Genomic DNA, 13,078 nt, shown 5'->3' with positions numbered 1-13,078 from the left:
TTCAGTTGCCCTCACCAGGCGAGAATGCAGGCCGATGGCCTGGGCGTGCCAGCAGCAGATGCGAGACACCGATCGAACGCTCCAGGAAGCCGCCTTCGCAGTAGGCCAGGTAGAAATCCCACAGGCGGCAGAAGCGGGCATCGAACCCCTGCGCCTGCACCGCAGGCAACTGCGCGAGGAAGCGTTGGCGCCAGGCGCGCAGGGTCAGCGCGTAGGAGTGGCCGAAATCCTGCTGAGCGATCAGCTGCAGGTCGCTGGCGCGGGTCTTGGCCGCCATGATGGCGTTGATGGAAGGGATGAAGCTGCCGGGGAACACGTAGCGCTTGATGTAGTCGACGCTGCGCCGTGCCTGCTCGTAGCGATGGTCCTCGATGGTGATGGCCTGCAGCAGGGCAATACCATCGGGCTTCAGCAGCCGCTGCAGCGTGGCCATGTAGGTGTCCAGGTATTCGGCGCCGATCGCTTCGATCATCTCGATCGACACCAGCTTGTCGAACTGCCCCTGCAGGTCGCGGTAATCCTGCATCAGCAGGGTGACCCGGTCCTGCAGGCCGGCGGCCCGCACGCGCTCGGCGGCCAGCGCATGCTGTTCGGCGGAGATGGTGGTGGTGGTGACGTGGCAGCCATAGTGCTGCGCGGCGTGCACCGCGAAGCCACCCCAGCCGGTACCGATTTCCACCACGCGATCGCCGGGCTTGAGTTGCAGCTGCTGGCAGATTCGGTCCAGCTTGCGGCGCGAGGCGGACTCCAGTGATTCGGATTCGCTGGCGAACAGCGCCGACGAATACACCAGGTCCGGTGACAGGAACAGGGCGAAGAAATCGTTGCCCAGGTCGTAGTGGGCGGCGATGTTGCGCCGGCTGCCCTCACGGCTGTTGCGATGCAGCCGGTTCCAGCCGCGCAGCAGCCACCCACCCACCTGGGCCGGGCCGCGCTCCATGCCGTCCAGCAGGTCGCGGTTGCGCACCAGCAGGCGTATCAGAGCCACCAGATCATCGCAGTGCCATTCGCCCTGGATGTAACTCTCGCCGGCACCAACGCTGCCCTGCGCAGCCACCTTGCGGTAGAACGCCGGGTCTTCGATGGTCACCGTCACCTGCAGCCCGGCGTGGGCGTTGCCCAGCCGGACCTCGCCAAGGGCATCGCGCACGCACAGGTGGCCATCGCGCAAGGGGGCGAGCTGCGCCAGCAGGCGGCGGCGCAGGAAGGCGTCCAGCGCGCCGGGGCGCGGCAGAGTCACCGAAGGTGTCATCGAGTTCATCGCGGTTTCCCGGCAAGGGTGGGGTGGTCGTGTACAGGGTTGCGCTTCAGCCACAGCCGCAGCGCGTGCCAGTGGATGGCGGCCACCACCTGGGTGGTCATCAGTGGGTAGCAGGCGAGGACCCGCGCCAGCCCGCGGCCATCCAGGCGGCGGCGGTGCATCGTCTGGGTGGCATCGAACTGCCGGATGCCGTCGCGCCAGACCTGCATGTGCACGCGCAGGTCCTCATCGGGGCTGCTGAAGCGCCAGTCGTAGCGGCAGTCCATCGGCATGAACGGCGAGACGTGGAAGCATTTGTCGAACTGCCAACGCAGTGAGGTGCCGTCGTGCGTGGCCGTAGCGACCGGCAATACATAAGCGTGCCGTTCCTTCCAGGGCGTGTTGGTGATTTCGGCAACGATGCAGTCCAGCGTGCTGCCGTCGGCCTGATAGCAGTAATAGAAGCTGACCGGGTTGAACACACGCCCTGCGAAGCGAAGGTGGGTGAGCAGGCGCACCGGCCCTGAAGGTCGATGACCGAGCGTCTTCGCGGCATGGTCGCGCACGGCATCGGCCAGAGGCTGTGCGGGATCGCCGAAATAGTCACTGCGCCGGAACTCGGCGAGGTTGCGGCGATTGAGCGACCACAGCCAGCGCCCGGCAAACACGGTCTCCAGCTCATCCAGGTCGAGCAGCAGCTGCGCAACGGGGTAACGGAACGCATGCGGGTGCGGATGATGGCGGCGGTGCATCACCTGCCCGAAATACAGTGCGCTGGCGCTCATGCCGCCACCTCGCCCGGTAGCGATACCTCGCGATGCGGTGCGCAGGTCTCCAGCGCATCCACCACGCGGCGGGCGCTGCGGATGCCATCCTCATGGAAGCCCCAGCCCCAGTAGGCCCCTGCGAACCAGGTGTGGCGATGGCCCTGCAGCTCTGCCCAGCGCTGCTGCGCGCGAACCGCAGCATGATCGTGCACTGGATGGGCATAGTGCAGCGTGCGCAGCACCCTGGCCGGATCGATGGCCTCGCTGCGGTTGAGGGTGACTACCAGCGGCGTGCTGCCGGGCAGGCCCTGCAGCAGGTTCATGCAGTAGCTGACCGTGCAGGGCGCCGCTGGATCCTGCGGGACATGCGCGTTCCATGCTGCCCATGCCTTGCGGTTGCGCGGCAGCAAGGATGCATCCGTGTGCAGTACCGCCTCGTTGGATTGGTAGCGGATGGCACCCAGTACCTCGCGCTCGACGGGGGCGGCATCACCCAGCAGGGCCAGCGCCTGGTCGCTATGGCAGGCCAGGATGACTTCGTCGAACGCCTCGACGCCTGCGGCGCTGTGCACGCGTGCACCCCCGGGCATGCGTTCCACCCGCTGGACCGGGCACTGCAGGCGCTCATGCACCCGCCAGCGGCGTCGCAATGCATCCACGTAGCGGGCCGAGCCGCCGGTAACGACCCGCCAGGACGATCGCCCGGTCATCTGCAGCATCTGGTGATTGGCCATGAACTGGGCCAGATAGCGCGCGGGGAAGTCCTGCACGGTCGCGGTGGGCGACGACCACAGCGCCGAGGCCATCGGCAGCAGGTGCTCTTCAATGAAGGCCTCGCCATAGCGCTGGGTGCGCAGGTACTCGCCCAGCGTCGGGCCTTCCTCCTCGGCCAGCAACAGCGGCGCATCCCGGTAGAACCGGCGCAGATCGGCCAGCATGCCCCAGAAGCGCGGCGATGCCAGGTTGCGACGCTGGCAGAACAGGCCATCCAGCGAGGTGGCGTTGTACTCCACGCCGCTGCGCTCGCTGTGCATTGAAAAGCTCATGGTGGTTGGCTGCGACGCCACGCCCAGCTCATCGAACAGCGCCGTCAGCAGCGGGTAGTGCCGGGGGTTGAAGACGATGAAGCCGGTGTCCACGGCCATGCGCGTGCCGTCTATCTGCACGTCGTGGGTATGGGTGTGGCCGCCCAGGTAATCGCTCGCCTCGAACAGTGTCACGTCGTGCCGTTCCTGCAGCCACCAGGCGCTGGCCAGCCCTGAGATGCCTGAACCGATGATGGCGATGCGCATGTCAGTACCTCGCCTTGGCCAGCACCCATTCGGGGATGGGCTTGAGGCCTTTGACCAGGCCGAACGCCGCCATTGCACGCAGCCCATACCAGGTCAGGTCGATCTCCCACCAACGGAAGCCCTGGCGCACGGTGCCGGGGAAGAAATGGTGGTTGTTGTGCCAGCCTTCGCCGAACGTCAGCAGGGCCAGCCAGAGGTTGTTGCGGCTGTCGTCGCGGGTCTCGAAGCGGCGACGACCGAAGCGGTGGGCCAGCGAGTTGATGGTGACCGTGGCGTGGAACAGCACGATGGTGGAAATGAAGAATCCCCACACCAGCAACTGCGGGCCGGAGGTGTGCAGGCCCGGCGCCCAGTGCTCCAGTGCTGCACCCAATGCATAAAGGCCGATGGCCAGCAACACGGGAACGGCGGTATCGAAACGGTCAAGCCAGCGCAGTTCCGGGAAGCGAGCCAGGTCCGGCACCCGCGACAGGTCGGTGGCGAAGGCTTCGCGGGTCAGGAACCAGCCCATATGGCTGCGCCAGAAGCCGCCTTCGCGCGGCGAGTGCGGGTCCAGTGGCTGGTCGGCGTGGCGGTGATGGTGGCGATGATGGGCCGCCCACCACAGTGGACCGCGCTGGACGCTGGACGCGCCGATCACCGCGAACACGAACTGCACGGCGCGCGGTGCCTGGAAGGTGCGGTGCGAAAAGTAGCGGTGATAGAACGCGGTGATGGCGAACATGCGCACCGCGTAGAGCGCCGCGGCCACGATGACGGCTGTCCATGAGACGCCAACCCAGATCACCGCGATGCACGCCACGTGCATCAGCGCGAACGGCACCGCCCGCAGCCAGTCGATGCGGCCCGGCTGTTCCGTGCTGGTATCCGCATCGTTGCCGGTATCAACCCAACGCTGCAGGGTGTGCAGCAGGCGCCAGCGTCGACGGGGGAGGGGCGATACAGAGGCCATGGCGGATCTCGGCGGGTGTCGTGTCTTCCTGTACGCAGCAGAATGCGTAATGGATGCGACGTGTTGCAGTGAATGTCGGCTTCACGTGTTCGTGACGGGGCAGCGGTCGACCAGTGGCTGCGCCCATGCCTGCTGCCACTCAGGCGCGGGGCGTTGCGCGGGTGGCGAGCCAAAGCGCACCGTCACCTGCGGATAGGTGCCGCGCGCATCGCGCAGGTTGCTGGTGCCGTTGAATTCCAGCAGGCGCCGGTCGGCGCTGGCATAGACCAGCGACAGGCGGGGCGCGATGCCGCCATACCAGGTGTCGAGGCTGACCTCGATCGACTGGGCGTCGATGCCTTGCCAGCGCAGGGTGCCGGTATGCCGCACCTGCACCGGGAAGTAGCGCTGTCGCCCGGGCACCAGGAACGGCAGCGAGAGGCGCTCGCCCTGCATCAGCGCCGCCCAGTGCAGGCGGACCGCCGCATCGAATCCCGCATCGATCACCGCGTCCTGCGGCAGATCGAGCCTGCGCTGCCGGAGCGGACTGGCTGCGTCCTCCTTCCAGGCGACCGATACTGCGCCGCTGACGGCCTCGATCTCGGCTGTCTGGCCACTGCGCCGGTCCTCCAGTGAATAGCCGCGTGCCTGCGGACGGGTGCTGGCTGGCAGGTGCTTGCGGGCGAACGGCTGGCCCCCCGGGCACTGGTACAGCACCCAGCGTTCGGCACCCTCGGTCGCATCGCGGCGCCAGTGCACTTCACGGTAGAGGACCCGGCCCTGCGGGGAGGTGGCGATGCCCTCGCTCCGCAGCATGGGGGCCGCCAGCGCGGCATGGGGCAGGCACAACAACAGCCAGGCGATGCGCATGGCATTCATCCGTAAGGGCGGGTCCAGGTCGTACGGCAGGCGGGGCGGGTTGGATGCGCAATGCGGGCTGCATCCAATTGCCATTCCCGCGCGTACAGGGGACAGACCTTCACCCGCCCGCCGCGAACGCAGATGTACCCTGACGCCGCCAGCACCCTCGCCAACTTCAACAGCGCACGCACCGTGTCCAGCTCCCAGCAGCCCAGCAGCGAGCCGAAAAACTGGGCCGGTGACATGGACGGTGTCGCGCGGCTGCGCGACCGCGACTGTTTCATGCGGATCTATGACCATTTCATGCCGCGCCTGTGCGTCTATCTGCGCGGGCTGGGCGCGCCCGAGGCGGTGGCCGAGGAGCTGGCGCAGGAATGCCTGCTGCGCCTGTGGCTGCGTGCGGCCGACTATGATGCCGCGCAGGGTGCGCTGAGCACCTGGCTGTACCGCATCGCCCGCAACCTGCATATCGACCGCGTGCGTCGCGAGCGCAGCTGGATGCAGGTGCAGGTGGCGGTGGAGGACGCCGCAACGATGGACGTGGTCGAGCGCAGCAGCGCCGAACAGTTCGCCGACCAGGCCCGGTTGCGCCAGCGCATCAACGAGTTGCCCGCGGTGCAGGCGCGGCTGGTGCGCATGTCCTACTTCGAGGCCAAGAGCCACAGCGAGATCGCCGAAGCGCTGGGCATGCCGCTGGGCACGGTGAAATCGCACCTGCGGCGTGCGTTCCTGCAACTGCAGTCGAAAGTGGGAGGTGCGCTGTGAATCCGCACCATCATCTGCACGAATCCACGCTGATGAGCTACGCCGCGGGCGCGCTTCCGGCGCCGTTGAGCATCGTGGCGGGTGCCCATCTGGAGCAGTGCCCGCACTGTCGCCAGCGCCTGCGCGAGGCCGAGGCGATCGGATCGGCCTTGCTGGAACAGACCCAACCTTCCACGGGCGATCTACGCCACGCGCAATTGCGCGAGGCGATGTTGATGCACCTGGCGGCGGACGCGCCTGCCTCGGCAGTGGCGTTGCGACCCGTTTCGAGAGAGCGACCCGAAGCCGATCCGGACCATCTCCCTGCTTCGCTTCACCCGTATTTCGGTGCGTCGCTCAGCGACCTGCGCTGGCGCTGGATGGCGCCAGGCGTGCACTGCATCCGTGCAGAGCAGATGCCTTCGCTGATCATGCTGAAGATCGCCCCGGGCAAGTGCCTGCCGATGCACAGCCACGGCCGCAGCGAGCTGACCCAGATCCTGCGCGGCTCGTACAACGATGCGCTGGGGTTGTTCGCGCCCGGCGACGTGGCGGACCTGGATGAGGACGTGGAGCACCAGCCGGTGACCGCGCCGGGGGTGCCGTGCATCTGCGTTTCGGCGCTGGATGCGCCGCTGGTGTTCAGTGGCTGGTTGGCGCGGAAGATCCAGCGCTTCGTGAAGCTCTAGCGGGGCAGGAGACGGTGATGGCCAGGGTAGAAGCATTGCGTGTTCTGTTGACCGGCGCCGCCGGGCTGGTGGGGCAGGGCGTGGCGCTGGCCTGCCAGCGCTCACCGCAGGTCGGCCACCTGACCGCGCTGGTACGGCGTCCGGGCAGCCTCAACGGTGCGGGCAGCGAGCGGGTCGTGCCGGATTTCCTGCGCATCGATGAGCAGCGTGACGATCTGGCTGGCTTCAACGCGTGCTTCTATTGCGCGGGCGCACCTCCGGTGGGCACCGCCGAAGCCGAGTACCGGCGGGTGACGCTGGACACCACACTGGCCGTGGCCCGCGCGTGGGCGGCAGTGAATCCCGACGGATGCTTCCTGTATGTGTCCGGCGCCGGCGCGGACCCGCAGAGCCGGGTGATGCCGCTGCGGATCAAGGGCGAAATCGAACTGGCGCTCCGCACGATGCCGGTGCGTACCGTGATGCTGCGCCCGGGCGGCGTGCGGCCGGTATCGGGAACCGGCACGCGCCACGCGGTGCTCAAGCCCTTGTACTGGGGTGGCGCACCGCTGATGAAACTGGCTGGAGTACTCGTCCCTTCACTGGTCACCAGCAATCTGGCGGTGGGCCAGGCGATGATCGCACTGGCCGGACGGGAGCATCCACCTGCGACGGTGGAGTGCGCGGACATCAACCGGATCGCAGCGGGAACACCTGATCCGGCGCCTTGAGCTTTTGGTGCGCACGCCCCCAGATCCTGCAGGTCCGCCTCGATCAGCGATAATCTGGCTGCGCCCCCGTGGTGGTTCTGGTAAAGCGGCGCAAGGCTCGCATGGAACTGCCACTGCACGTGCAGGAAGCCCAGATAGCGCTCGCGCGCGGCGAAGATGCGCTGTTCCAGCAAATGCTGATCGAGGCGGCCGTGAGTGCTGCGGGCGTGTTCCTTCAGCATCAGGCTGAGAGGAACGGCATGAGGGCGGGCTGGGATGGGCACGGACATCGGCAGGCACCCTGGCAGAACCGCGCCCACCGGCGTGTAGAGGTTTCGTAGCCGGTGCATATGGGCTGCACACCGGCTCGACACGGGGTGACCTAGGGTTGGTCTACCTTCAACAGTTGCCACGCCCGTGAACCTGCAGACGCTGCCACCCCTCCCGTATCGCATGCTGCCCGACAGCTGCCAGTTTGAATTGCTGGATGTTGATGCCCTGCAGGATCCTGCCAGCGGCCGTCTGCTGCATCTGTATTCGCTGGTGGCTCGTTGCCTTTCCTGTGAGACGGTGTTCAAGGCAGAGGAAGGCCAGGGGCTGGTGAGCCATTCTTCTGCCAGAGTGGTGCGCTGCCCCACGGGCTGCGGCCAGCAGGCCTTCAAGCCGTCCCTGCTGAGGTCGTGGCGTCCGCAGGCGATTGCCCGGGCCTGATTGGTGTGCGTTGCCGTCACAGCAGCGCGGGGTTGGCCTGCCAGACCGCGTAGTTCAGCGCACAGGCAAACGAGATCCAGGCCAGATAGGGCAGCAGCAATATCGCCGCAACGCGATTGACGCGCGCAAACGTGACGACCGTGGCGCACACCAGCACAATCAGTAGAAGAATGTCAGCGAACGCGACGGCGCCAAGCTTCCAGCCGAAGAACAGCCAGCTCCACAGTGCGTTGACGGCCAGTTGCAGCAGATAGAGCAGAAGCGCCGGTTGCGCACCGCGCCAGCCGCGCTCGCGCCAGACCCGCCAGGCCGCCACGGCCATCAAAGCATAGAGCAGCGTCCACACCGGGCCAAAGACACCGGCCGGCGGCGCCCACGTGGGCAGCACAAGCGAGGCATAGAAGGTGGCCGCCGTTGAAGATCCCCACGCGCCCAACGCGGCCGCAGCGAAGGTGATCGCCACCCAGCCCAGAAACCCGGAAATCTGTGTACCGCGCTTCATTCCGATACTGCTCCATGCTCCGTATGCCCCTGCATACGCATGAAAGCGGCATTTGGATGCAGGCGCCGCAGCTTTCAGTCTGAAGACCCGCCAGTGCTTGCAGGCAGCAGGGAAGGGCGCTCGTCAAACCACTCGCGCGCCTTGGCCAGGTGCCACTGGCGCTGGTCGCCATCCAGCTCGATGCCCGCTCCCAACAGCCCCCAGCGCAGATAGAGGTCGCCGCGCTTGCGCTGTTCCAGAAGATCCAGTCGCGCGCGCACCGACAGTCGATCATTCTCGGCCTGCAGGCCATCGATCACCAGATGGCCCGGGCGCCAGCGCAGTGAGGCCTGTGCATCCACCTGTCCGGAATCCAGCAGCGACAGGGTCCAGCGCGGATAGTCCGTGCGTTCGGCGAACAACGCCAGCAAGGGGCGCGCGTCGCTGAGTGTCAGGTCGGTGGTGGCGTCCACCTGGAAGGGCGATTGCGCATCGATGCGGCCGCGCTTGAAGGCCACGCGACCTCTCCACGCGGTCGAGCGTTCGGTGCCGGCCACCTGCACGTTGCGCAGTTCGACCGTGGTGCCTGACAGGTCGAAATGACGCTGATTGAAGTCGCCCCGGCGCAGCGTTGCATTCACGTCCACATCGCCCCCCATGTCCAGGCCGGCGACCTTCGCGCTGGTGTTGCGCCCCTGCAGGCGGGCCGTGCCATGGCCAACGCGGCCATCGGTATCGAGGGTGGCATCTCCGCTGAGTGAGCCGGTGCCGCGAAGCAGGCGCACCTGTTTTGAACCGAGATAGCGGTTGTAGGCGGACAGATCCGGAATCGTGGCCTCGCTGAAACTCAGATGCGCACGCACCCCCTTGCGCAGCTCCTGCAGGCGACCGTCGCCGGTCAGGTCCAGCGCCAGATCACGACCATCGAACAGCCGCACGTCCTTGGCACCGTTGGGCCGTGCGGTGAAGCGGGGCAGTCGCACGGAAAGCAGCGCTTGATTTGGAGCGCCTGACTTCAGTTCCCCGTGGGCGCTGGCGGTACCTGCAAGCCGGACGCCGGCGACCTCGGCAACTGCTTCGGCAGAGAGAATGTCCACCGTGCTGCCTTCGCTCAGCTCGCCGTTGCGCAGCCGCAGGTCGGCCTTCAGTGTGCCGCCGCCGTCCAGTTGCAGCCACGGCTTGCGAACGAACAGGGCAGGGATCCAGTTGAGCGAGGTGAATGTCCATTCGCCGCGCACCGTGCCGGAACTGCGCTCAAACAATTGGGCCGGATCCTGGAAGGGGATATCACGGCCCGTGATGTGCAGGTCCGCGTCCACTTCGCTGCCCGAGCCGGGCCGGGGTGGCAGGCGCGCCTGCAGGCGCAGGTCATTGGCCACATTGAGCTGAAGGGCCAGCACGCCGCGGTCGGGAGCGCCGTCGCCAAGGTAGAGCGGCACCTGCCAGAGCGCGTGGTCGCCAGCCTGCAGCTGGCCACCGATCAGGTGTGCCGAGAGCTGCAGGCGGCCCGGCACCGGGGCGCTGGAGATATTCGGGGTGGTGGCATCCGTATCCATGCGCAGGCCCTGGCTGCGTGCATCAACGTCCAGCTGGGCACGCAGGATCTTCAGTTTGGCGAGCCCAGGCGCCTGGTCCCGGTAATGGCGTGGGTAGCTGAAGCGTGCAGCCAGGTTCATGTCGCCCAGCAGCTGCACGCCGTCGAAACTGGTGTCCGCACCCTTGAACGTTACGGTTGAATCCAGCAGTTCCGACGGACCGCCGCGCAGCTGCTTGACGAAGCCGACCGTGCCCTGGCCCTTGCCGATGATCAGCAGTTTGCCGAAACGGGCGCTGCGGATGCTGTCGCTGTGGATGGCATCAAAACGCAGCGTCCAGCCCTGGTCGCTGCGCGGGGGCGGCGGAATGGCATCTTCAACGCGGCTGATCTCGGCCGACACGCCCGTGGCCTGCAGGCGCGGAACCCGTACTTCGCGCTGGAGCAGCGGCAGGACTGCCAGCCTGGCGCTTGCCCGGTCGGCATGCAGCACGTAGACGGTGTGGTTGACGTGGCCGCGCATGTGCACGTTCCAGGCGATCACGTGGCCGGGAAGCAAGGTGATGGCCGGGCCCGTGGTCATCACGAACTTGTGCGGCTTGCGGTTGGTGACCTGGTCGAACAGTGGCGTGTTGAGGAAGATGTTGCCCGCCAGGAGGTAGGCAACATACAAGCCCAGCAGGATGTAGATGGCAATGCGCCATCGCCGGGGCAGGTGATGTGCGGACGCAGGAGGAGGGGACATGAACCACTCGAACAACGAGGACACCCGCACTATTGCGAAGTGAGCGGCGGCAGCATGTGAAGCCGGCGCGCCGCGCAGGTTCGTTGTGACGTGCCATGCTAAATCAATTGCAACCCATCGAGGTGGGACAGGGTTTCATACAATCCATCCGGCACCTATCCGATATCCAAGGAAGACACTGTGAGACAACGCGTCATCGTATGCCCGCTGATCCAGAACCAGGGCGCCTACCTGCTGTGCCGCATGCCGTTGGATCGTGGTGCATTTCCAGGCCAATGGGCACTGTCCGGCGGTGGGCTGGAGCCCGACGAACGCATCGAGGAAGGCCTGCGCCGGGAGATCCGCGAAGAGCTGGGGCACGCGCTGCAGATCGGTGCCGTTCAACCGTGGACCTTCCGTGACGACATCCGCACCAAGCTCTATCCGGACGGTTCCAGCGAGCAGATCCACATGATCTACCTGATCTTCGACTGCGAAGCACTGAATCGCGACGTTACGATCAACGAAGAGTTTGATGCCCATGCCTGGGTAGAGCCGAAGGATCTGGGTGCGTACGACCTCAATGCGGCGACCCGAATCACGCTTCTGGCGAAGGGGCTGCTTTCGAGCTAGTGCAGGAAGAGGCACCGGGTCTATATCGAGGGCCTGCGCCAGCGGACTACCATAGGCTATTAACGTGACGCGTCACGCCAGACGGAAATCACGTTCCTGTCAGGGCAAGTGACCGGCCGATGCGATTGGAGGCGGGAGAACGATGAAGGTCCTACTTTGGGCACCTATAGCTTTATTTGCCTTGCTGTCATTGAGAGCGCTGGCTTTCGTGGCCTATCAAGGACTGAATGGCGCCGCCCTTGAAGAGGAAGAGATCATTGTCGCGGGGGTCGGCTTGGTTTGCGGCTGGATCGCCTGGGTCATGTACAAGACCCTGATCGGACGATGGAGGAAGCCGTAGCTGCCAGGCCGCGAAGGGGCCTGCTGGGAAAGCTGGCTTCTTGTCATGGCAAGGTCGGTGGTTGAGGCGAGCGCTACGCCAGCGCCCCACGGGATGCCTTGAACATAATATACATTATGCGAAATGATGTGTCTGTCCTAATACGGTTCGTGGGCTCCGGCTCTGGCTTGGCTCTTGCCTCCCTGCTGGCTCCCCGAACAAGGATGAGATTGCAGCATGAGCAAGATCGATCCCCATGATCGCATCGACCTGACCGGCCCCTGGGCCGGTTTTGGATTCCAGGGTGGACACATGTTCACCCCTGAGGGTCACCAACTGGAGCCTTGCGACATGACCTGGTGGTCCCTGACCTGCAACATCGCGCGGGAATGGCGGCTGATGATGGCTGATGCGGCTCCTCGGACCTCCGCTACACAGAAGGCGTCGACCACGGCGAAATCCAGTGTCATCTACCTAGCCGAAGCGATCAGAATTCGCCGAGAACGACGGTTCGGCGTACGTGAGCCCGGTTCCGACGCCGAGACGTCCAATGTGGTCTACATGAGCCGTGGGCCGAGGCCGCGCCAGCGCGTGTGAAGCGCTTCCGTAGGGGCGCTGCTCCTACACCCCGCGGATAACTAGAGGTTGCTCATAAACAGCCTAAGCCCGCCTTCTGTCAACCCGGCATGCGTTGGGATGTCAGTTTCAAAGTCATAATCTTCGCGGTAGACGAGGCCCATCTCCTCCAAATCTCCGAGCAAAATCCCAGCCGCCGCCTCGCCCAATTCAAGAAGGTTCGCCAACGTTGAGATCGGAACCTGATTGCCGCGACGACCAAGTACGTCTATCACGCGCCATTGAAGCTTGCTTAGAACAATCTCTTGGACTCCGTCATGCTCCTCGTCAGTCACTGAATCAGCGACCGAGACGCGTACGTCGTTCAACTGTTTGAGAGCACCGTCTCTTTCATCGACGGCTTGCTTAAGCTGCTCCTTCAGTGCGTCAATGCGACTATTGAGCTTCAGCGTCGCAGACCTGTGCTCCAGGTCCATTTCTTCGAACTGCACTCGAAGAGCGCGCGACTCCTCGTGCGTAAGGACCGTCTGGTCGTCTATCTTACGCTTCAGATCAAGAGCCTCCTTGCGGCGTCTTAGGGAATAGCTATAGACCCAGTTGGACGGATAAGGAAAAGCAAGAATGTAGAATGCTGCCGTAGCCAAGGGGCCAGCCGCCAGGTGGACTGCGGAGTAGACGTTTTCTTGGTAGATCAGGTGTAGCAAGTGTATTTTTCGAATCGCGGATTCACCTGACAGCACTATCAGCAGTGCCTTGTAGTTCCAGAGGCACCATGAGACCGTGAGCGAAGCCCCTAAAGGGCTCATGAATCTGTCAGATACGTACTCCCGGATCCCCTTAACTATGTCGTCAAACATTCCGCCCCCTTGGCAGTTCAGATCCGATCG

Annotated in this window: 15 protein-coding genes; 7 read left to right on the top strand and 8 right to left on the bottom strand. The window is 65.2% G+C overall.

From position 1 onward, the window contains the following. Position 1: 1 nt before the first annotated feature. From AC5P88_RS13310 to AC5P88_RS13290, 5 genes are all read right to left on the bottom strand, one after another. Positions 2-1,261 (bottom strand): class I SAM-dependent methyltransferase, encoded by a 1,260-nt coding sequence (locus AC5P88_RS13310; RefSeq protein WP_495225267.1) that lies wholly within the window; start codon positions 1,259-1,261, stop codon positions 2-4. Next, a complete protein-coding gene (locus AC5P88_RS13305) occupies positions 1,258-2,025 on the bottom strand; it encodes a DUF1365 domain-containing protein (RefSeq protein ID WP_495225266.1) in 768 nt (255 codons plus the stop codon). Before AC5P88_RS13305 ends, AC5P88_RS13310 begins: the two co-directional genes overlap by 4 nt. Further along, complete coding sequence (locus AC5P88_RS13300; protein WP_495225265.1) at positions 2,022-3,299, bottom strand: NAD(P)/FAD-dependent oxidoreductase; 1,278 nt, start codon at positions 3,297-3,299, stop codon at positions 2,022-2,024. Before AC5P88_RS13300 ends, AC5P88_RS13305 begins: the two co-directional genes overlap by 4 nt. 1 nt (position 3,300) lies before the next feature. Next, the gene (locus AC5P88_RS13295; RefSeq protein WP_106548537.1) at positions 3,301-4,251 is read right to left on the bottom strand and encodes an acyl-CoA desaturase; all 951 of its coding nucleotides are present in this window, start codon (positions 4,249-4,251) and stop codon (positions 3,301-3,303) included. Between the two features lie 81 nt (positions 4,252-4,332). Next, the gene (locus AC5P88_RS13290; RefSeq protein WP_495225264.1) at positions 4,333-5,100 is read right to left on the bottom strand and encodes a hypothetical protein; all 768 of its coding nucleotides are present in this window, start codon (positions 5,098-5,100) and stop codon (positions 4,333-4,335) included. A gap of 132 nt (positions 5,101-5,232) precedes the next feature. Between AC5P88_RS13290 and AC5P88_RS13285 the strand changes: the two genes are divergently transcribed. The 5 genes from AC5P88_RS13285 (at position 5,233) to AC5P88_RS13265 (ending at position 7,924) form a co-directional block, all read left to right on the top strand. Further along, positions 5,233-5,856: a sigma-70 family RNA polymerase sigma factor gene (locus AC5P88_RS13285; RefSeq protein WP_106548536.1), complete on the top strand. Its 624-nt coding sequence runs from the start codon at positions 5,233-5,235 to the stop codon at positions 5,854-5,856. Next, entirely contained in the window at positions 5,853-6,524 is a 672-nt protein-coding gene (locus AC5P88_RS13280; protein ID WP_286075846.1) for a ChrR family anti-sigma-E factor, read from the top strand. Before AC5P88_RS13285 ends, AC5P88_RS13280 begins: the two co-directional genes overlap by 4 nt. A gap of 17 nt (positions 6,525-6,541) precedes the next feature. Next, positions 6,542-7,234, top strand: coding sequence for a Rossmann-fold NAD(P)-binding domain-containing protein (locus AC5P88_RS13275; protein WP_495225263.1), 693 nt, complete (start codon positions 6,542-6,544; stop codon positions 7,232-7,234). Positions 7,235-7,335: 101 nt separating this feature from the next. After that, entirely contained in the window at positions 7,336-7,554 is a 219-nt protein-coding gene (locus AC5P88_RS13270; RefSeq protein ID WP_495225262.1) for a hypothetical protein, read from the top strand. Between the two features lie 76 nt (positions 7,555-7,630). Then, a complete protein-coding gene (locus AC5P88_RS13265) occupies positions 7,631-7,924 on the top strand; it encodes a hypothetical protein (RefSeq protein WP_495225261.1) in 294 nt (97 codons plus the stop codon). 16 nt (positions 7,925-7,940) lie between these two features. Here AC5P88_RS13265 and AC5P88_RS13260 read toward each other — a convergent pair whose 3' ends face one another. Together AC5P88_RS13260 and AC5P88_RS13255 are read right to left on the bottom strand one after the other, a co-directional pair. Next, positions 7,941-8,426 carry a TspO/MBR family protein gene (locus tag AC5P88_RS13260; protein WP_495225260.1) on the bottom strand — a complete coding sequence of 162 codons (486 nt, stop codon included), beginning with the start codon at positions 8,424-8,426 and terminating at the stop codon, positions 7,941-7,943. 74 nt (positions 8,427-8,500) lie between these two features. After that, positions 8,501-10,684 carry an AsmA family protein gene (locus AC5P88_RS13255; RefSeq protein WP_495225259.1) on the bottom strand — a complete coding sequence of 728 codons (2,184 nt, stop codon included), beginning with the start codon at positions 10,682-10,684 and terminating at the stop codon, positions 8,501-8,503. 180 nt (positions 10,685-10,864) lie between these two features. Between AC5P88_RS13255 and nudI the strand changes: the two genes are divergently transcribed. Further along, positions 10,865-11,296: a nucleoside triphosphatase NudI gene (nudI, locus tag AC5P88_RS13250; RefSeq protein WP_057502819.1), complete on the top strand. Its 432-nt coding sequence runs from the start codon at positions 10,865-10,867 to the stop codon at positions 11,294-11,296. Between the two features lie 556 nt (positions 11,297-11,852). Then, a complete protein-coding gene (locus tag AC5P88_RS13245) occupies positions 11,853-12,212 on the top strand; it encodes a DUF3653 domain-containing protein (protein ID WP_495225258.1) in 360 nt (119 codons plus the stop codon). 41 nt (positions 12,213-12,253) lie between these two features. Here the strand turns inward: AC5P88_RS13245 and AC5P88_RS13240 are convergent, their stop codons facing one another. Further along, positions 12,254-13,048 carry a hypothetical protein gene (locus AC5P88_RS13240; protein ID WP_495225257.1) on the bottom strand — a complete coding sequence of 265 codons (795 nt, stop codon included), beginning with the start codon at positions 13,046-13,048 and terminating at the stop codon, positions 12,254-12,256. Between the last annotated feature and the right edge of the window lie 30 nt (positions 13,049-13,078).

Source organism: Stenotrophomonas sp. YJH_SMC_8, from assembly GCF_059371315.1.
Note: the sequence above shows the minus strand (reverse complement) of the source record. Positions and strands in the feature narration are given on the sequence as shown.

Coding starts and splice junctions, on each gene's coding strand:
- AC5P88_RS13310 (WP_495225267.1), bottom strand. CDS start 1,261: ATGAACTCGATGACACCTTCGGTGACTCTGCCGCGCCCCGGCGCGCTG.
- AC5P88_RS13305 (WP_495225266.1), bottom strand. CDS start 2,025: ATGAGCGCCAGCGCACTGTATTTCGGGCAGGTGATGCACCGCCGCCAT.
- AC5P88_RS13300 (WP_495225265.1), bottom strand. CDS start 3,299: ATGCGCATCGCCATCATCGGTTCAGGCATCTCAGGGCTGGCCAGCGCC.
- AC5P88_RS13295 (WP_106548537.1), bottom strand. CDS start 4,251: ATGGCCTCTGTATCGCCCCTCCCCCGTCGACGCTGGCGCCTGCTGCAC.
- AC5P88_RS13290 (WP_495225264.1), bottom strand. CDS start 5,100: ATGCGCATCGCCTGGCTGTTGTTGTGCCTGCCCCATGCCGCGCTGGCG.
- AC5P88_RS13285 (WP_106548536.1), top strand. CDS start 5,233: ATGTACCCTGACGCCGCCAGCACCCTCGCCAACTTCAACAGCGCACGC.
- AC5P88_RS13275 (WP_495225263.1), top strand. CDS start 6,542: ATGGCCAGGGTAGAAGCATTGCGTGTTCTGTTGACCGGCGCCGCCGGG.
- AC5P88_RS13270 (WP_495225262.1), top strand. CDS start 7,336: ATGGAACTGCCACTGCACGTGCAGGAAGCCCAGATAGCGCTCGCGCGC.
- AC5P88_RS13260 (WP_495225260.1), bottom strand. CDS start 8,426: ATGAAGCGCGGTACACAGATTTCCGGGTTTCTGGGCTGGGTGGCGATC.
- AC5P88_RS13255 (WP_495225259.1), bottom strand. CDS start 10,684: ATGTCCCCTCCTCCTGCGTCCGCACATCACCTGCCCCGGCGATGGCGC.
- AC5P88_RS13245 (WP_495225258.1), top strand. CDS start 11,853: ATGAGCAAGATCGATCCCCATGATCGCATCGACCTGACCGGCCCCTGG.
- AC5P88_RS13240 (WP_495225257.1), bottom strand. CDS start 13,048: ATGTTTGACGACATAGTTAAGGGGATCCGGGAGTACGTATCTGACAGA.